The organism is Rhodococcus sp. (in: high G+C Gram-positive bacteria), assembly GCF_049286785.1.
In the GTDB taxonomy this organism is placed as follows: Bacteria; Actinomycetota; Actinomycetes; order Mycobacteriales; family Mycobacteriaceae; genus Rhodococcus_F.
In genome coordinates, this window is record NZ_JBAQEO010000214.1 from 1 (window position 1) to 17,277 (window position 17,277).

Below are 17,277 nucleotides of genomic sequence, written 5' to 3' on the forward strand. Positions count from 1 at the left end.
ATACTGCACAGCGAACGCTCGCACATTCCTTGGTGGTCACCTACACGGCATCATGCGGAAAGCACGAGGTACTTTCCGCATGATCACCGGCGCGAAGGGATCAGACGCGCACCCTGACGGACCCCTCACGGACCGATGCGGGGTAGGTGCGCACCGAGCCCACAGCTTCGGACGCGCACCGGCCGTTGTCGAGCGAGAACGCGTACTGGTGCAGCGGGCACACCACGACCGAGCCGTCGATCTGTCCATCGGCGAGCGGCCCACTCTTGTGTGGGCACACGGCGTCCATTGCCCGGACCGTGCCGTCCGGCAACAGGAACACCGCGATTTGCCGGTTCTCCACCACGTATGTCCGGCCCTCACCGGGAGTCAGGTCGCTCACCGGGCCGAGCACGACCTCCGTGCGTCCCTCGATCAGTGCGGTCATCGGACCGGCACCTGGGGGAGGGGAAGGAGAGGAAGCGACGGAGCGAACTGCGCAGGCGATTTGGGTGCGCTGCGCTCCTTCCAGGGATCTCGATAGCCGTCGACAGCCGTGTGCATCCGCTTGTCCAATCCCGTCACTATGTCCTCCTCGTCTCGCACCAGTAACGCCTGGAGTCGTTCGAGTCCCATGCGCGGTACGAAGTCGTAGGTGCGTTCGAGCCATTTCGCGTTCTCGCGGTAGTACTGGATGAACCGCCCGGCGAGTGCGAGCACGGCGTCGGGGGAGTCGACGGTGGCCAGGAGGTCGCCCTTCCGCACGTGTGCTCCGGCTGCGCACCCGATGTACACCTCCCATCGGCCGTCACCGACGGCCACCACACCGAGGTCCTTGCACAATGCTTCCGAGCAGTTGCGTGGGCAGCCGGCTACCGCGAGTTTGAGCTTCGCCGGTGTCTCCAGGCCCTGGAACCGCTCCTCGATGGCGATGCCGAGGCTCGTCGAATCACCCAGCCCGTAGCGGCAGAAGTCCGTCCCGACACAGGTTTTCACCGTCCTCGTACTCTTGCCGTACGCGAAACCGGACGGCATGTCGAGATCACCCCACACCTTCGGGAGATCTTCTTTCCTGATGCCGAGCAGGTCGATCCGCTGTCCGCCGGTCACTTTCACGAGTGGTACGTGATACTTGTCGGCCACGTCGGCGATCCTGCGGAGTTGATCCGGGGTGGTGACGCCACCCTTCATCTGCGGCACCACCGAAAAGGTGCCGTCACGCTGGATGTTGGCGTGCACGCGGTCGTTGATGAACAACGCGCCCCGCTCGTCCACCCAGTCCGGACCCCAGATCGTGCGCAGCAGCGACGCCAGCGGCATCTTCGCGGTCGCGTCCTCCTTGCCGTCGACGGCGAGTTCCGTGAACACCTGGGACACCGCGCGCAGGTCACGCTCGCGAATGGTGGCGATCAACTCGGGCTTGGTCATCGGTATGCACGGCACGTACCAGTCGGCGGACGGGTCGGCCTCCAGTTCGCCGCCGGCCGCGCAGGCCACGATGTCGGCGACCAGTCCCTTGCAGGAACCGCATCCCTTGCCGGCGCGGGTCTGCGCGCACACCTCGGTCAGGGTCCTGACGCCGGAGTGGACGCACGCGACCAGGTCGCCCTTGCTCACTCCGTTGCAGTTGCATACCTGGGTGTCGTCGGGCAGGTCGGCGACACCCACCCCGGCTCCCGGGGCGCCGAGGTCGAACAGCAAGCTGATCCGCTCGTCGGGCAACGGCACCTTGCCGTCGAAAGCCTGGGTCAGAAAGCCTGCCTTGCTGATGTCGCCCATGAGGGTGGCACCGATCAGCTTTCCGTCCCGCACGACCACGCTCTTGTATGTGCCACTGCGTGATTCGTAGTACTGGATGAATTCGTCGTCCGCCAGTTCGGGGCCTTTGACGCCCATTGCTGCTACGTCGACCCCGGCGACCTTCAGCTTCGTCGTCGTGCGTGAGCCGCTGTACGCGGCCTCGGGATTGCTGCCGGTGAGGACTTCGGCCAGGATGACGGCCTGTTCCCACACCGGTGCCACCAGCCCGTACGTCTCCCCGCGGTGCTGGGCGCATTCGCCGACCGCGTACACGGATCCTTCGTCCTCGCAGCGCATCTGGTCGTCGACCACGATTCCGCGTTCGACAACCAGGCCGGCGGCACGTGCCAGTTCGGTGTTGGGACGAATGCCTGCGGTGACCACCACCATGTCGGCGTCCAGGGTGGAGCCGTCGACGAAAGCGACACCCGTCACCTGCCCCGCGTCGCCGCGCAACACCGCGGTGGTCCGCATCGAGGTGTGCACCCCGACTCCGAGTTTCTCGATCTCGGCGCGCAGCACACCGCCGCCGCGCTCGTCGAGCTGCTGGTTCATCAGGTGGCCGGGGGAGTGCACGACGTCGACGGTGAGTCCCTGGGTTCGCAGGCCGTAGGCGGCTTCGAGGCCGAGGAGACCGCCGCCGATCACCACGGCGGACACGTCGTCGCGGGCCTGCGCCATCTGGAGCATGCCGTTGGTGTCGGCGATGTTGCGGAAGCCGAACACACCCCTCGCCAGCCTGCCGTCGGGTTCACGCAGACCGTCCATGTTCGGAAAGAAGGTATTGCTGCCGGTCGCGATGATGAGCACGTCGTAGTCGACGACACGGCCGCTCTCACACGTGACCGTTTTCGCGAACCGATCGAGGGCAACCGCACGATCGCCGGCATGGAGCCTGACGCCGTTGGCCCTGTACCAGGCCATCGGATTGAGAATCATGTCCTCGTCGTCGACTGCCGCCTCCCCGGACAGCACGTGGGAGAGCATGATCCGGTTGTAGTTGCCGTAAGGTTCGTCGCCGATCATGGTGATCGCGAAGCGGTCTCCGCCGCCACGGCTGAGAATCTCCTCGACGGTGCGCGCCCCGGCCATACCGTTGCCGACGACCAGCAGCTTGCTCGAACTCGGTGTAATGGCCATGAGTCGAGGTTGCGCCCCGGGCGTGTCGAAACGGCTGCGTGCACGTTACGTGGGAATCAGGAACATCTCACAGGTGTACCCCGGCGTGTGTCAGGTGCTGCGGGATAGCCTCGGCTTCTCGCAGCACAGGAGTTCCTGGCGCGGCGGATGATGGTTCGAGGGACCGTTCGGGAATGCCACCGTGAACGGGATGCGGACCGAAGAGGAAGGAACAGAGGATGAGTAGACGCACCCCCAGCCAATGGGAGGAGATCACGGCCGCTGACCCGGCGCACTCCACGTGGTACGTGGAGCGGTTCCGGACGATGGCGGCCGAGGGCCAGGACATCGTCGGGGAGGCGCGGCTGGTCGACGCGATGCTCCGCCGCGGCGCACGGGTTCTCGATGCGGGGTGCGGGCCGGGTCGCCTGGGTGGCTACCTGCACGAAGCCGGTCACGTGGTGGTCGGCGTCGATGTCGATCCGGTGTTGATCGCGGCGGCGGAGGAGGACCATCCCGGTCCGACCTGGCTGGTCGGTGATCTCGCCGAGTTGGATCTGCCGGGCCGCGGGGTGGGGGCCGACTTCGATGTCATCGTGTGCGCAGGCAACGTGATGACCTTCCTGGCACCGTCCACGCGCGAGGCGGTGCTGGCCGGTTTCGGCCGTCATCTCGCCCCTGAGGGCCGGGTGGTCGTGGGGTTCGGTGCAGGTCGGGGCTACGAGTTCCCGCAGTTTCTGACCGACGCCGCGGCCGCCGGTCTCGCGGTGGATCTGCGGCTGTCGACGTGGGATCTGCGGCCCTTCACCGACGAGTCCGAGTACCTGGTGGCGGTGTTCTCGCGCGCGCAGTGACGGGCGGGGTCGTTCTTCACCGAGACGGTTCGGGGCTGAAAGGTCACAGACCGAAGCTGCCGGGACCACGCCTGCGTAGGTACCGTTCGAACTCCGCGGCCAGTGCGTCGCCGTCGATCTTCGATATGGCCTCGGAGATGTCGGTTTCGGCGTCGCCGCGTTCCTCGAGCGAGCGGACGTATTCGCCGATCTCCTCGTCGTCCGCGGTCATCTCCGTGACCGACTCCTGCCAGTCCTCGGCCTGGCTGGGCAGCTCGCCGAGCGGCACCTCGAGGTCGAGGACGTCCTCGACGCGCTGTAGCAGAGCGACGGTCGCCTTGGGGTTGGGCGGTTGCGACACGTAGTGAGGTACCGCCGCCCAGAACGACACGGCGGGAACACCCGCACGCACACAGGCGTCCTGCAATACCCCGGTGATGCCGGTGGGCCCCTCGTATCGCGTCTGCTCGAGGTTGAACCGCGCGGCCGCCTCGCTGCTGTATGCGCTGCCGGTCACCGGAACGGGACGGGTGTGCGGGGTATCCGCGAGCAACGCCCCGAGGATCACCACGGTGTTGATCTGGAGTTGGTCGATGAGCTCGAGGAGGTCCTCGCAGAAGCTTCGCCATCGCATGTTCGGTTCGATGCCGCGTAACAGCACGACGTCGCGGTCGCTGCCGGGAGGTGAGCACACCGACATGCGAGTGGCGGGCCAGACGATCTCCCGGGTGACGCCGTCGACCTGGCGGACGGTGGGGCGGTTCACCTGGTAGTCGTAGTAGTCCTCGGAGTCGAGCTCGGCCAGGGGCTGGGCGTCCCACGTCAACTCGAGGTGCTCGACCGCCCCGCTTGCTGCGTCGCCCGCATCGTTCCACCCCTCGAAGGCGGCGACGAGCACAGGGTCGCGGAGTACGGGGATGCCGGCATCCATCTCTTCGGCGTCGGCCGGGTCGGGGGCGTCGTCGTCGCGGCCCGGGGGCGTGAAAGGGAACTCACTGGAACTCACTCACCCAGCCTACGGCCCGGGTCGGTTCCGTCGCCCACTAGTCTTGACGACATGTCTGCGCCATTTAACTCTGCCTTGCTCGATGCGTTGTCCCAGCGCGTTGTCATCGGCGACGGCGCCATGGGAACGATGCTGCAGGCCGCGGATCTCACGTTGGACGACTTCCTGGGGCTGGAAGGGTGCAACGAGATCCTCAACGACACCCGGCCCGACGTGCTGAAAGACATCCACCGCGCCTATTTCGAAGCCGGTGCCGACGCGGTCGAGACCAACACCTTCGGCTGCAACCTGCCCAACCTCGCCGATTACGACATCGCGGATCGTATCCGCGATCTCGCGGAGAAGGGCACCCGGCTGGCCCGTGAGGTAGCCGACGAGATGGGACCCGGCCGCGACGGCATGGGCCGCTTCGTTCTGGGTTCGATGGGACCGGGCACCAAGTTGCCGACCCTCGGGCACGCGCCGTTCCACACGCTCCGCGACGCCTATGCCGAGGCGGCGATGGGCATGATCGACGGCGGCGCCGATGCCATCCTCGTCGAGACCTGCCAGGACCTGCTGCAGGTGAAGGCCGCCATCCTGGGCAGTCAGCGTGCGATGGAGAAGCTCGGCTCCCGGCTTCCGATCATCACCCACGTCACCGTCGAAACCACGGGAACCATGCTTCTCGGCAGCGAGATCGGCGCCGCGCTCACGGCTCTCGAACCGTTGGGTATCGACATGATCGGGCTCAACTGCGCCACCGGCCCCGCCGAGATGAGCGAGCATCTTCGCCATCTGTCCAAGTACAGCTCGCTCCCGGTGTCGGTCATGCCCAACGCAGGCCTGCCGCAACTCGGGCCCTCCGGCGCCGAGTACCCCCTCACCGCCGAGGAGCTCGCGGAGGCGCTCAGCGGGTTCGTCGCAGAGTTCGGTCTGGATCTCGTCGGTGGCTGCTGTGGCACCACCCCCGAACACATCCGGCAGGTCGCCGAGGCCGTGCGGCACGTCGAGAAGGCTCAGCGCAGTCCGATACACGAGCCGGGTACGTCTTCGTTGTACACGGCTGTGCCGTTCGAACAGGACGCCAGCATCCTGATGATCGGTGAGCGCACCAACTCCAACGGCTCCAAGGCTTTTCGTGACGCGATGATCGCCGAGGACTACCAGAAGTGCCTCGACATCGCGAAGGATCAGACCCGCGACGGCGCCCACATGCTCGACCTCAACGTCGATTACGTGGGCCGCGACGGCGCCGCCGACATGTCTGCTCTCGCGAGCCGGCTCGCGACGTCGTCCACGTTGCCGATCATGCTCGACTCCACCGAGCCTGCCGTGTTGCAGGCCGGACTCGAGCATCTCGGCGGTCGGTGCGCGGTGAACTCGGTCAACTACGAGGACGGGGCCGGTCCCGACTCGCGGTTCCAGAAAATCATGCGTCTGGTCAAGGAACACGGTGCCGCCGTGGTGGCACTGACCATCGATGAGGAGGGACAGGCGCGCACGGCGGAGCACAAGGTCCGGATCGCCGAGCGGCTCCTGGCGGACATCACCACCAACTGGGGTCTCGACGAATCCGATGTGATCATCGACGCGCTGACCTTCCCCATCTCGACCGGGCAGGAGGAGGTGCGCCGCGACGGCATCGAGACCATCGAGGCCATCCGCGAACTGAAGAAGCGGCATCCGAGGGTGCATTTCACCCTCGGGGTGTCCAATATCTCGTTCGGCCTGAATCCGGCCGCTCGTCAGGTGCTCAACTCGGTGTTTCTGCACGAGTGCACCGAGGCGGGTCTCGACACCGCGATCGTGCACGCGTCCAAGATTCTGCCGATGGCCCGAATCCCCGAGGAGCAACGCCGGACCGCGCTCGACCTCGTCTACGACCGCCGTCGTGAGGGATACGACCCGCTGCAGAAACTGATGCAGCTGTTCGAGGGTGTCTCCGCCGCCTCCGCTCGTGAGTCGCGCGCGCAGGAACTGGCGGCGCTGCCGCTGTTCGAGCGGCTGGAGCGGCGGATTGTCGACGGCGAGCGCAACGGCCTCGACGAGGACCTCGCTGCCGCGATGGAAGAGAAGCCGCCGCTCGCGATCATCAACGAGACGCTGCTCTCGGGCATGAAGACCGTCGGCGAACTCTTCGGTTCCGGTCAGATGCAGCTTCCGTTCGTGCTGCAGTCCGCCGAGGTGATGAAGGCGGCCGTGGCGTACCTCGAACCGCACATGGAGGCCTCCGACGAGGACGGCAAGGGTCGCATCGTCATCGCCACCGTGAAGGGCGACGTCCACGACATCGGCAAGAACCTCGTCGATATCATCCTGAGCAACAACGGCTACGACGTCGTGAATCTCGGTATCAAGCAGCCCATCGCAACTATTCTCGATGCCGCGATCGAGCAGAGGGCCGACGTGATCGGGATGTCCGGTCTGCTGGTCAAGTCGACCGTGGTGATGAAGGACAACTTGCGGGAACTCAACGCCAAGGGCGTCGCGGAGAAGTTCCCGGTGATGCTCGGTGGCGCTGCACTCACCCGGTCCTACGTCGAGAACGATCTGGCCGAGGTGTACGAGGGCGATGTCAGCTACGCGCGGGACGCCTTCGAGGGTCTGCACAAGATGGACGAGATCATGGCCGTCAAGCGCGGTGGGGGACTCGACCCGGACAGCCCCGAGGCGATCGCTGCCCGTGAGAAGGTGGCGGAGCGCAAGGCCCGTCACGAACGCTCCAAGCGCATCGCGGAGAAGCGCAAGGCCGCCGAGGTGCCGATCGTCGTTCCCGAGCGCTCCGACGTCGCCACCGACATCGAGATCCCGCGACCACCGTTCTGGGGGAGCCGGATCGTCAAGGGTGTCTCGCTGTCCGACTACTCGGGACTTCTCGACGAGCGGGCTCTGTTTCTCGGCCAGTGGGGTCTGCGCGGGCAACGGTCCGGTGACGGACCGACGTACGAGGAACTGGTCGAGACCGAGGGGCGTCCTCGCCTGCGGTACTGGCTCGATCGACTCAGCACCGAGGGCATCCTGGCGCACGCCGCGGTGGTGTACGGCTATTTCCCTGCGGTCTCCGAAGGCGACGACGTGGTGGTGCTCACCGAACCCACTCCTGATGCCGAAGAGCGGTTCCGCTTCACATTCCCCCGGCAGCACCGGGACCGGTTCCTGTGCATTGCGGATTTCGTGCGCTCGCGGACCGATGCCGAGGAAACCGGTCGGGTCGACGTGTTCCCGCTGCAGTTGGTGACGATGGGCCAGCCGATCGCCGACTTCGCCAACGAACTGTTCGCCGCCAACTCGTACCGCGACTACCTCGAGGTGCACGGCATCGGTGTGCAGCTGACCGAGTCCCTCGCCGAGTACTGGCATCGCCGGATCCGTGAGGAACTTGTGTTCCCGGACGGTCACGCTGTGGCAGAGCAGGACCCGTCCGAGGTGGCCGGATACTTCGATCTCGCGTATCGGGGGGCCCGTTACTCGTTCGGCTACGGCGCCTGCCCCAACCTCGAGGACCGCGCGAAGATGGTGGCGTTGCTCGAACCCGAGCGCATCGGCGTGAAGCTCTCGGAGGAGCTGCAACTGCATCCCGAGCAGTCGACGGATGCGTTCGTTCTGCATCATCCCGAAGCCAAGTACTTCAATGTCTGAGGCTGCTGTCACAGGCTTCGCAGCTGTGCTGTGGGACATGGACGGCACCCTTCTCGATTCCGAGAAGATGTGGGACGTCGCGGTGCGGGAGTTGTCGCTGCATCTCGGCGGGCCGATGACCGACGAGACCCGGCGGCTGACGATCGGTGCGTCCAGTGCCGACGCAGTCGCGGCGATCTTCGCGTCGCTCGGCCTCGAGCAGCATCCGGTGGCGGTGGCCGAAGCCAAGGAGTGGATGTACAGCCGGGTCGAGGTTCTGTTCGGCGACGGCGTTCCGTGGCGTCCGGGCGCCGAGGCGGCACTGCGGACGGTACGTGAGCACGGTCTGCGGTCGGCTTTGGTCACCAACACCGAACGCCGGCTCACCGAGCGCGCACTCGAGACCTTGGGCAGGGACAACTTCGACCACTCGGTGTGCGGTGACGAGGTGGCCCTAGGTAAGCCGTATCCCGACCCGTACCTGCGCGGTGCGGAACTTCTGGGCCTGGACCCGTCGCAGTGCCTCGCCGTCGAGGATTCGCCGACCGGTGCGGCCGCGGCGCAGGCGGCGGGTTGCCCGGTGCTGGTGGTGCCGTGCGAGGTGCAGGTTCCGGCGGGTCCGGGCCGCGTGTTCCGGTCGAGCCTCGAGGGACTCAGCGGCAGTGAGCTGACCGCGTTGTGGGCGGCGCAGCCGGCGGGAATCCGGCTCTAGGTATCCTCGTTTCCCGTGGCAGTCCCCAAAATCGTGTTGTTCTATGTGTTCACACCGCTCGCCGACCCCGAGGCAATACGGCTGTGGCAGCAAACCCTCGCCGCGGCGAACAACCTCACCGGACGCATCCTGATCTCGGAGCACGGCATCAATGCGACCGTCGGCGGCGACATCCGGGATGTCAAGAAATACATCAAGGGCACGCGCAACTACCGCCCGTTCAAGGATGCCGACATCAAGTGGTCCGACGGTCTGGGGAACGATTTCCCGCGCCTGAGCGTCAAGGTGCGGCCCGAGATCGTCACGTTCGGCGCTCCGGATGAGCTGGCGGTGGCGACTGACGGGGTGATGGGTGGCGGCACCCACCTCGCGCCCGAAGAAGTTCACCAACTTGTCGAGGGGCGCGGCGACGACGTCGTGTTCTTCGACGGCCGAAACGCCTTCGAAGCCGAGATCGGCCGGTTCCGCGGCGCGGTGGTTCCCGACGTCTCGACCACCCGCGAGTTCGTGAGTGAACTCGACAGCGGTAAGTACGATCACCTGAAGGACAAGGCTGTGATCACGTACTGCACCGGGGGAGTGCGATGCGAGGTGCTGTCCTCGCTGATGCGCTCGCGTGGGTTCGGTGAGGTGTACCAACTCGACGGTGGCATCGTGCGGTACGGCGAAACCTTCGGCGACGAAGGCCTGTGGGAAGGCTCGCTGTACGTGTTCGACAAGCGGATGAAAGTCGAATTCTCCGACAAGGCAAAGACTCTGGGCCGGTGTTCCCGATGTGACGAGCCGACGTCGCGGTACCAGAATCTCGCCGTCGAGCAGGGGCGGGAGCTCGCCCTGGTCTGCGAGCGGTGCAGTTCCGTAGAGCGGACTTCCTGAGATGCGCGGGGCGCCTTTGCCGGTCCGGGACGGACTCGGCCCGGATCGGCTGCGGATGCCGGCCGACGTTGCGGCCGCGACCGTTGCGGAGTTCCTGACGCAGACGTACCCGGACGAGGCCGCCCATTGGCTCGGCCTGATCGACAGCGGCGAGGTGGTCGACGAACACGGCCGGGTGATCGATCACGGGACACGCTGCTCGCCCACCCGATACCTGTACTTCTACCGCGACCCGGCACCGGAGATTCCGGTGCCGTTCGATATCGAGATCCTTCACCGCGACGGCCATCTCGTGGTCATCGACAAGCCGCACTTTCTCGCGACCATCCCGCGTGGCGCCCACATCACCGAGACCGCGGTGGTCCGGTTGCGGCGAGCGCTCGATCTGCCCGACCTCACTCCGGCCCACCGGCTCGATCGCATGACCGCCGGGGTTCTGGTGTTCCTCGTCCGGCCGGAGCATCGCAGGGCGTATCAGGAACTTTTCGCTGCCCAGGAGGTCACCAAGGAATACGAGGCGGTCGCGGGGTACGACCCCACGCTGACCTTTCCGCGCACGGTCCGTAGCCGCATCGTCAAGGAACACGGCATCATGACGGCCACGGAGGAACCGGGCGCACCGAACAGCGAGACCGTCGTCGAGCTGATCGAATTCCGGGGAAATCGGGCGCGGTACCGCCTCCTGCCGAAGTCCGGCCGCACCCATCAACTGCGAGTGCACATGTCCTCGCTCGGGCTGCCCATCGACGGGGACAACTACTACCCGAACTTCCGCCGATCCGAGCCGGGGGATTTCTCCATGCCGCTGCAATTGCTCGCCCGGGCCATCGAGTTCACCGACCCGCTGTCGGGCGAGTTGCGCCGCTTCGAGAGCCACCGCACGCTCGCGTGGTAACCGGTTCGGAGAAGCGTGTGGCGGCGTGAAACAATGGGTCCTCGTGAAGACCTTCGAATCCCTGTTCGCCGAGCTGACCGAGCGTGCCGCCACCCGCCCCGAGGGTTCCGGCACCGTTGCCGCCTTGGACGCCGGCGTCCATTCGCAGGGTAAGAAGATCCTCGAAGAGGCAGGTGAGGTGTGGATCGCCGCCGAACACGAGACCGACGAGGCACTCGCCGAGGAAATTTCTCAATTGCTGTACTGGGTGCAGGTGCTGATGGTGGGTAAGGGGCTGAAGCTCGAGGACGTCTACCGGCATCTGTGATCGGTGATCGTTCCTCCTACCCGCTTCCCCGAAAGGACCCCGCCATGCTGCGCGTCGCTGTTCCGAACAAGGGCTCGCTGTCCGAGTCCGCCGCCGAAATTCTCAGTGAGGCCGGTTACCGCCGCCGGACCGATTCGCGCGACCTCACCGTCCTGGATCCGTCCAATCAGGTCGAGTTCTTCTTCCTGCGTCCCAAGGACATCGCGATCTACGTCGGTTCCGGCGAACTCGACCTGGGCATCACGGGCCGGGACCTGGCGCGAGATTCCGGCGCCCCGGTCACCGAACGACTCTCCCTCGGCTTCGGTCGCTCCAGCTTCCGCTACGCCGCACCTGCCGGCAAGGAATGGCGGGTCGAAGATCTGGGTGGTCTCCGGATCGCCACCTCGTACCCCAACCTGGTGCGAGACGATCTGACTGCCCGCGGTATCGAGGCGTCGGTCATTCGCCTCGACGGTGCGGTGGAGATCTCCATCCAGCTCGGTGTCGCGGACGCGATCGCGGACGTGGTGGGCTCGGGCCGCACGCTCCGCCAGCACAATCTCGTGGCCTTCGGCGACACCCTGTGCGATTCCGAGGGCGTCCTCATCGAGCGCACCGGGTCTGCGGCGGACGACTCCGCGCGCAACCAGTTGATCGAGCGGGTGCGTGGCATCGTGTTCGCGCAGCAGAACCTGATGCTCGACTACGACTGCCCCAAGCGCATTCTCGACGAGGCGCTGAAGATCACCCCGGGTCTCGAATCTCCGACCCTGTCGCCACTCGCCGACGAGAACTGGGTGGCGGTTCGGGCGATGGTGCCGATCAAGGGACACAACGGAGTGATGGATCAGCTGGCCGGACTCGGAGCCAAAGCAATCCTCGCCTCGAACATCCGATCGGTGCGCGCTCTATGAGCACCGTCCCCTGAAAAGGCTGTTGCAGTAGCTGATTCGTGCCCGCGCTTGGGTTCAGGAGCGGGCCCGAATCTGTAGTGTCTGAGCGATTCGGCCGACGGCACCGCTCTCGTCGTACAGCACTCCGGCGCACATGCCCACACCATCCGGCCCGATGGACGTTTCGGCGCTGATACCCACCCATTCACCTTCGGGAACTCGAAAGATGTGAACGGTGAGGTCGGTGTTGAGGAACGTCCATTCCGTCGGGTCCAGCTTTGCGCCCACACCATTGGCGACGTCCGCGACGGCGAACAACCGTTCCATCGGCGTCAGCTTCTCGCCCAGCACCAGGGCCGGCTTCGGTGCGGCCCAGACCGTGCGCGGACCGTCGGTGCTGGTGTCGTCGATCCAGCTCCACTCGAGAGTGTCGAGGTAGCCGGAACCCCAGGCGCTGTTGAGCCGGCCTTCCCCGCCCGCGGACGGTGGGGCGAGAGGGGGTTCGGCCACGTGGACCGCGGCCCGGGTATCGACCGTCGCCATCCGCCACGCCGAGCCCCGGGCCACCGCACGCGCGGTGCCACTGCCGTCCGGTGTCCAGAGTTCCGCGACGACGAGTTCCACATTGCGGCCCGGACGTTGCACCCACGATCGCACTTCGAGGTCCGCGATCGGGATCGGTCCCAGAATTTCCACGACCACCCGGGTGAGACGAACATCCTCGCGGCGGCCGCAACGTTCGAGTGCCCGTACGAGCAGCGCCGACGGGGGCGCGCCGTGCTGCATGGTTTCGGACCACACACTGACCGTGGCGGCCGTACTGGCGAACCGTTCGATCGTCACGTCGTTCCCTGAACGGTTTTCGAAATCGAGTGCCACGTAATAGGACTCGTCACTCATTCGGCAATCTCCTCGAATACCTGGTCTTGTCGGGCGGGTGCCTCCGGCCATCCAGGGTACGGGGGCGGGGTACCGCCGAACGAAGGGCACAGCGCTTTGTGATCACACCAGTCGCACAGGCGACTGGGCTTGGGCCGGAAATCTCCGGTGGCACCCGCAGTGAGGATCGCCCTCCAGATCGCCGACAGGGTGCGTTCGAATCTCAGTAGTTCGTCTTCGTCCGGGGCATAGGTCAGCACGGTGCCGGACGCGAGATACAGCAATCGCAACTGCGCGGGCACGAGGCCGCGCGTGCGCAGTAACACCAGCGCATAGAACTTCATCTGGAACAGCGCTTTCGACTCCGACATTTCCCGCGGGGCGCGTCCGGTCTTGTAGTCGACGACCCGCACCTCCCCGGTGGGTGCCACGTCGATCCGATCGACGAACCCGCGCAGAATCACGCCGTCGGCCAGTTCGGTTTCGACGTGCAGTTCGCACGACTCGGCCTCGAACCGCGTGGGATCTTCGAGCCCGTAGTAGGCGGTGACGAGGGTGCGGGCCTCGTCGAGGAACGAGTCGCGCTCCTCGGCGGGCACCAGGTCGACCAGGTCGGGCGCATCGGCCAGTACGCGGTCCCACGACGGGCGAACCAGATCCGCTGCGCGCTGCGGTATCCGGTCGGCTGCCGGCAGCCCGAAGAGGGTTTCCAATGCCGCATGCACCACAGTGCCCTTCACCTGAGCTCTCGACGGAGCCTCGGGTAGCCGGTCCACCGCGCGGAAGCGGTACAGCAGCGGGCACTGCTTGAAGTCGCTCGCCCGGGACGGTGACAGAGCGGGACGCCGCGGGGGTGTCGCACCGCTGTCGCCCGGGGTGACCGGCGAGTCTTTTTGTGATGGGGAACCCTTTGTCGTGGGGGCTGGCGACTCTGCGATGCTCACACCTGGCAGGGTATGCCCGTGGTCCGACAGTTCCGTCGGGGCCGCCGATGCGATCACTGGTTGCGTCGGCATGCGGGCGCCCGACGGGCGTCGGATGAACAGGCTGAGGAGTCGGTGACGATGGTGGGACGCGAAACGAGACCGAGCGGGCCGTTTCGGGTGGGTGACCGTGTCCAGCTGACGGACTCCAAGGGTCGCCACTACACGGTGAACCTCGAGGCAGGCAAGGAATTCCACACGCATCGAGGCGGCATCCTCCACGACGACCTGATCGGCACCGAGGAGGGCAGCGTGGTCAAGTCGACCAACGGCACGCCCTACCTCGCGCTTCGTCCGCTGCTGGTCGACTACATCCTGTCGATGCCGCGGGGCGCCCAGGTGATCTACCCGAAGGACGCCGCGCAGATCGTCCACGAGGGGGATATCTTCCCGGGCGCGCGGGTGCTCGAAGCCGGCGCGGGATCGGGCGCGTTGACGTGCTCGCTGCTCCGCGCGGTCGGCCCGGAGGGCCGGGTGCTGTCCTGGGAGGTCCGCGACGACCATGCCGAGCACGCCGTCCGCAATGTCGAGACGTTCTTCGGGGAGCGGCCCCCGAACTGGGAACTGGCCATCGGCGATGTCGCCGAGTTCGACGTCGAGGCCGCCGGCGGACAGGTGGACCGGGTGGTCCTCGACATGCTCGCACCCTGGGACGTGCTTCCGGCGGTCTCGAAGGCTCTGGTGCCAGGCGGGGTTCTCATGGTCTACGTGGCGACCGTGACTCAGCTGTCGAAGGTCGTCGAGGCGATGCGCGAGCAGGAATGCTGGACAGAGCCGAGGTCGTGGGAATCGATCCTCCGCGGCTGGCATGTCGTCGGGCTCGCCGTGCGTCCCGAGCATCGGATGCAGGGGCACACGGCGTTCCTGGTGAGTGCCCGTCGTCTGGCCGAAGGAACCGTCACCCCCAAGCCGCAACGGCGCTCCGGCAAGGGCTGAGAACGAACCGCGGCGGCATCCGGAAGGGGGATGCCGCGGCGGGTGGATCGATGCCGTAGCTCTCAGCCGCAGGCCGCGCGTGCCATGCCGAGCAAGGTGCACGTGCTCTCGTCGGACACCTTCCAGGCGCCGTCGAGATACTTCCACGTCCATGGGGTGGGGGCGGCCTCGCCGTGGGGGCTCTTCGCGGCGACAGCCGCTGTCGCGGTGGTGCCCTCGACCTGTACGTCGGACACGGTGAAGGACACCGGGTAATCGGCCATCGCCGCAGACATCGCCTCGATATTCGGCCGCCGCGTCTCGCCGTCTTCCACGGCGGCCGACTTCTCGTCCACGGAGCGAGCCGGGTCGACGAGCAACGTCAGCGTGTCCTGCAGTGTCTCCGCGGACGGCGCGGCGATCTCCGCAGCGGTCGCACTCGCGGCGGAGGAAGCCGGAGCGTCCTCGTCGGCGGTGTCGACGGACACACAGGCGGACAGCGACAGCGCGACGATCAGCGCGCCCGCGGTGACGAGGGGTTTGCGGATAATCACGATGGGACCTTTCGTTCTGCACGGAATCCGAAGGAAAGCACTTGGTAGATAGGTAAGGCTAACATGGGTTTTTCGCGTCGCGGCGGGCGTGTATGCCGATTCGCAATCCGTGGAATCCGTGTCACGGCGCAGAATTCGGGCAGTGCCGGTAGCGTTGATAGATCTTCATTGGGAGGAGACGCACATGAGCTCGACAGAGAACCCCGATTCGGTTGCGGCCGCACGAGAGCTCGAAGCGTTGCGCGCGGAGGCGTCGGCCCTGCGAAGGCAGCTCGCTGAGTCACCCGAACAGCTTCGCGAGATGGAATCGCGGGTGGACTCGCTGTCCATCAGGAACACGAAGCTGATGGACACGCTCAAGGAAGCCCGTCAACAGCTCATCGCGCTCCGCGAGGAGGTCGACCGGCTCGGTCAGCCACCGAGCGGCTACGGCGTGCTGCTCGGCGTGCACGACGACCAGACGGTCGACGTATTCACCTCGGGACGCAAGATGCGCCTCACCTGCTCACCCAACGTCGACACCGACGACCTCAAGCTCGGACAGACCGTACGGCTGAACGAAGCCCTCACCATCGTCGAGGCCGGTCACTTCGAGCGGGTGGGTGAGATCAGCACCCTGCGCGAGGTCCTCGACGACGGTCAGCGTGCCCTCGTGGTGGGTCATGCCGACGAGGAACGCATCGTGTGGCTGGCCGAGCCGCTCGCCATCGTGTACGCGGAGAGCGAGCAGGAAACGGTCGCCTACGACATCGATTCGCCCACGCGCAAGCTCCGGCCCGGCGACTCGTTGCTGGTCGACACCAAGGCCGGTTATGCCTTCGAGCGAATTCCCAAGGCCGAGGTCGAGGATCTGGTTCTCGAAGAAGTTCCCGATGTGCACTACGACGACATCGGCGGGCTCGGACGTCAGATCGAACAGATCCGCGACGCCGTCGAGCTGCCGTTTCTGCACAAAGACCTGTTCCGCGAGTACGCACTGCGGCCGCCCAAGGGTGTGTTGCTCTACGGCCCGCCCGGCTGCGGTAAGACGCTGATCGCCAAGGCCGTCGCGAACTCGCTGGCCAAGAAGATCGCCGAGGCCAGGGGACAGGACAGCAAGGAAGCGAAGTCGTTCTTCCTCAACATCAAGGGCCCGGAACTGCTCAACAAGTTCGTGGGTGAGACCGAGCGTCACATCAGGCTCATCTTCCAGCGGGCTCGTGAGAAGGCGTCCGAAGGCACGCCGGTCATCGTCTTCTTCGACGAGATGGACTCGATCTTCCGAACCCGTGGGTCCGGAGTCTCCTCCGACGTCGAGACCACGGTCGTGCCACAGCTGCTCAGCGAGATCGACGGCGTCGAAGGACTCGAGAACGTCATCGTGATCGGCGCGTCCAACCGCGAGGACATGATCGACCCGGCAATCCTGCGACCGGGCCGACTGGACGTGAAGATCAAGATCGAGCGGCCGGACGCGGAATCTGCTCAGGACATCTTCTCGAAGTACCTGACGGACACGCTGCCGGTGCACAGCGATGATCTCGCGGAGTTCGGCGGTGATCGCACAGCGTGCATCCGCGCCATGATCGAACGGGTCGTCGATCGGATGTACGCCGAGAGCGAGGAGAACCGTTTCCTCGAGGTCACCTATGCCAACGGCGACAAGGACGTCCTGTACTTCAAGGACTTCAACTCGGGCGCCATGATTCAGAACATCGTGGACCGGGCCAAGAAGTACGCGATCAAGTCGGTGCTCGACACCGGGGCTCCCGGCCTGCGGGTCCAGCACCTGTTCGACTCGATCGTCGACGAGTTCTCCGAGAACGAGGATCTGCCGAACACCACCAACCCGGATGATTGGGCACGGATCTCCGGCAAGAAGGGCGAGCGGATCGTTTACATCCGCACGTTGGTCACCGGCAAGAACGCGAGCGCGAGCCGCGCCATCGACACCGAGTCCAACAC

The 17,277-nt window shown here is 65.9% G+C and carries 15 protein-coding genes; 9 read left to right on the forward strand and 6 right to left on the reverse strand.

Annotated features, from left to right (window positions below; all coding sequences use genetic code 11):
- Nucleotides 1-100: 100 nt before the first annotated feature.
- Together WAW17_RS08970 and nirB are read right to left on the reverse strand one after the other, a co-directional pair.
- The gene (locus tag WAW17_RS08970; protein ID WP_422332633.1) at nucleotides 101-427 is read right to left on the reverse strand and encodes a Rieske (2Fe-2S) protein; all 327 of its coding nucleotides are present in this window, start codon (nucleotides 425-427) and stop codon (nucleotides 101-103) included.
- Complete coding sequence (gene nirB / locus WAW17_RS08975; protein ID WP_422332634.1) at nucleotides 424-2,919, reverse strand: nitrite reductase large subunit NirB; 2,496 nt, start codon at nucleotides 2,917-2,919, stop codon at nucleotides 424-426. Before nirB ends, WAW17_RS08970 begins: the two co-directional genes overlap by 4 nt.
- Nucleotides 2,920-3,137: 218 nt before the next feature.
- Here nirB and WAW17_RS08980 point away from each other — a divergent pair, with 218 nt between their 5' ends.
- The gene (locus WAW17_RS08980; RefSeq protein WP_422332635.1) at nucleotides 3,138-3,752 is read left to right on the forward strand and encodes a class I SAM-dependent methyltransferase; all 615 of its coding nucleotides are present in this window, start codon (nucleotides 3,138-3,140) and stop codon (nucleotides 3,750-3,752) included.
- Between the two features lie 43 nt (nucleotides 3,753-3,795).
- Here WAW17_RS08980 and WAW17_RS08985 read toward each other — a convergent pair whose 3' ends face one another.
- On the reverse strand, nucleotides 3,796-4,737 hold the full coding sequence (locus tag WAW17_RS08985; protein ID WP_422332636.1) for a PAC2 family protein: 942 nt from the start codon (nucleotides 4,735-4,737) through the stop codon (nucleotides 3,796-3,798).
- A 51-nt stretch (nucleotides 4,738-4,788) separates the two neighbouring features.
- Here WAW17_RS08985 and metH point away from each other — a divergent pair, with 51 nt between their 5' ends.
- The 6 genes from metH to hisG are packed head-to-tail and all read left to right on the forward strand — an operon-like array spanning nucleotide 4,789 to nucleotide 12,023.
- On the forward strand, nucleotides 4,789-8,358 hold the full coding sequence (metH, locus tag WAW17_RS08990) for a methionine synthase (protein ID WP_422332637.1): 3,570 nt from the start codon (nucleotides 4,789-4,791) through the stop codon (nucleotides 8,356-8,358).
- Complete coding sequence (locus tag WAW17_RS08995) at nucleotides 8,351-9,049, forward strand: HAD family hydrolase (protein WP_422332638.1); 699 nt, start codon at nucleotides 8,351-8,353, stop codon at nucleotides 9,047-9,049. Before metH ends, WAW17_RS08995 begins: the two co-directional genes overlap by 8 nt.
- A gap of 15 nt (nucleotides 9,050-9,064) precedes the next feature.
- Nucleotides 9,065-9,925: a rhodanese-related sulfurtransferase gene (locus tag WAW17_RS09000; protein WP_422332639.1), complete on the forward strand. Its 861-nt coding sequence runs from the start codon at nucleotides 9,065-9,067 to the stop codon at nucleotides 9,923-9,925.
- Nucleotide 9,926: 1 nt separating this feature from the next.
- Nucleotides 9,927-10,820, forward strand: a complete 894-nt coding sequence (locus tag WAW17_RS09005) for a pseudouridine synthase (RefSeq protein WP_422332640.1) — start codon at nucleotides 9,927-9,929, stop codon at nucleotides 10,818-10,820.
- A 25-nt stretch (nucleotides 10,821-10,845) separates the two neighbouring features.
- Nucleotides 10,846-11,127 carry a phosphoribosyl-ATP diphosphatase gene (locus WAW17_RS09010; RefSeq protein WP_422332641.1) on the forward strand — a complete coding sequence of 94 codons (282 nt, stop codon included), beginning with the start codon at nucleotides 10,846-10,848 and terminating at the stop codon, nucleotides 11,125-11,127.
- A gap of 44 nt (nucleotides 11,128-11,171) precedes the next feature.
- Nucleotides 11,172-12,023, forward strand: a complete 852-nt coding sequence (gene hisG / locus WAW17_RS09015; protein WP_422332642.1) for an ATP phosphoribosyltransferase — start codon at nucleotides 11,172-11,174, stop codon at nucleotides 12,021-12,023.
- Nucleotides 12,024-12,077: 54 nt separating this feature from the next.
- Here hisG and WAW17_RS09020 read toward each other — a convergent pair whose 3' ends face one another.
- The gene (locus WAW17_RS09020; RefSeq protein ID WP_422332643.1) at nucleotides 12,078-12,902 is read right to left on the reverse strand and encodes a thioesterase family protein; all 825 of its coding nucleotides are present in this window, start codon (nucleotides 12,900-12,902) and stop codon (nucleotides 12,078-12,080) included.
- On the reverse strand, nucleotides 12,899-13,825 hold the full coding sequence (locus tag WAW17_RS09025) for a RecB family exonuclease (protein ID WP_422332644.1): 927 nt from the start codon (nucleotides 13,823-13,825) through the stop codon (nucleotides 12,899-12,901). The genes WAW17_RS09020 and WAW17_RS09025 overlap by 4 nt, the downstream gene beginning before the upstream one ends.
- A 120-nt stretch (nucleotides 13,826-13,945) precedes the next feature.
- Between WAW17_RS09025 and WAW17_RS09030 the strand changes: the two genes are divergently transcribed.
- The gene (locus tag WAW17_RS09030) at nucleotides 13,946-14,800 is read left to right on the forward strand and encodes a tRNA (adenine-N1)-methyltransferase (protein WP_422332645.1); all 855 of its coding nucleotides are present in this window, start codon (nucleotides 13,946-13,948) and stop codon (nucleotides 14,798-14,800) included.
- Between the two features lie 62 nt (nucleotides 14,801-14,862).
- Here the strand turns inward: WAW17_RS09030 and WAW17_RS09035 are convergent, their stop codons facing one another.
- Nucleotides 14,863-15,333, reverse strand: a complete 471-nt coding sequence (locus WAW17_RS09035) for a hypothetical protein (RefSeq protein ID WP_422332646.1) — start codon at nucleotides 15,331-15,333, stop codon at nucleotides 14,863-14,865.
- 184 nt (nucleotides 15,334-15,517) lie between these two features.
- Here WAW17_RS09035 and arc point away from each other — a divergent pair.
- A partial coding sequence (gene arc / locus WAW17_RS09040) for a proteasome ATPase (RefSeq protein ID WP_422332647.1) occupies nucleotides 15,518-17,277 on the forward strand: 1,760 nt, incomplete at its 3' end.

What these genes read in the sequence shown, in the direction of transcription:
- WAW17_RS08970 (WP_422332633.1), bottom strand. Translation starts at nt 427, where the DNA reads ATGACCGCACTGATCGAGGGACGCACGGAGGTCGTGCTCGGCCCGGTG.
- nirB (WP_422332634.1), bottom strand. Translation starts at nt 2,919, where the DNA reads ATGGCCATTACACCGAGTTCGAGCAAGCTGCTGGTCGTCGGCAACGGT.
- WAW17_RS08980 (WP_422332635.1), top strand. Translation starts at nt 3,138, where the DNA reads ATGAGTAGACGCACCCCCAGCCAATGGGAGGAGATCACGGCCGCTGAC.
- metH (WP_422332637.1), top strand. Translation starts at nt 4,789, where the DNA reads ATGTCTGCGCCATTTAACTCTGCCTTGCTCGATGCGTTGTCCCAGCGC.
- WAW17_RS08995 (WP_422332638.1), top strand. Translation starts at nt 8,351, where the DNA reads ATGTCTGAGGCTGCTGTCACAGGCTTCGCAGCTGTGCTGTGGGACATG.
- WAW17_RS09005 (WP_422332640.1), top strand. Translation starts at nt 9,927, where the DNA reads ATGCGCGGGGCGCCTTTGCCGGTCCGGGACGGACTCGGCCCGGATCGG.
- hisG (WP_422332642.1), top strand. Translation starts at nt 11,172, where the DNA reads ATGCTGCGCGTCGCTGTTCCGAACAAGGGCTCGCTGTCCGAGTCCGCC.
- WAW17_RS09020 (WP_422332643.1), bottom strand. Translation starts at nt 12,902, where the DNA reads ATGAGTGACGAGTCCTATTACGTGGCACTCGATTTCGAAAACCGTTCA.
- WAW17_RS09030 (WP_422332645.1), top strand. Translation starts at nt 13,946, where the DNA reads ATGGTGGGACGCGAAACGAGACCGAGCGGGCCGTTTCGGGTGGGTGAC.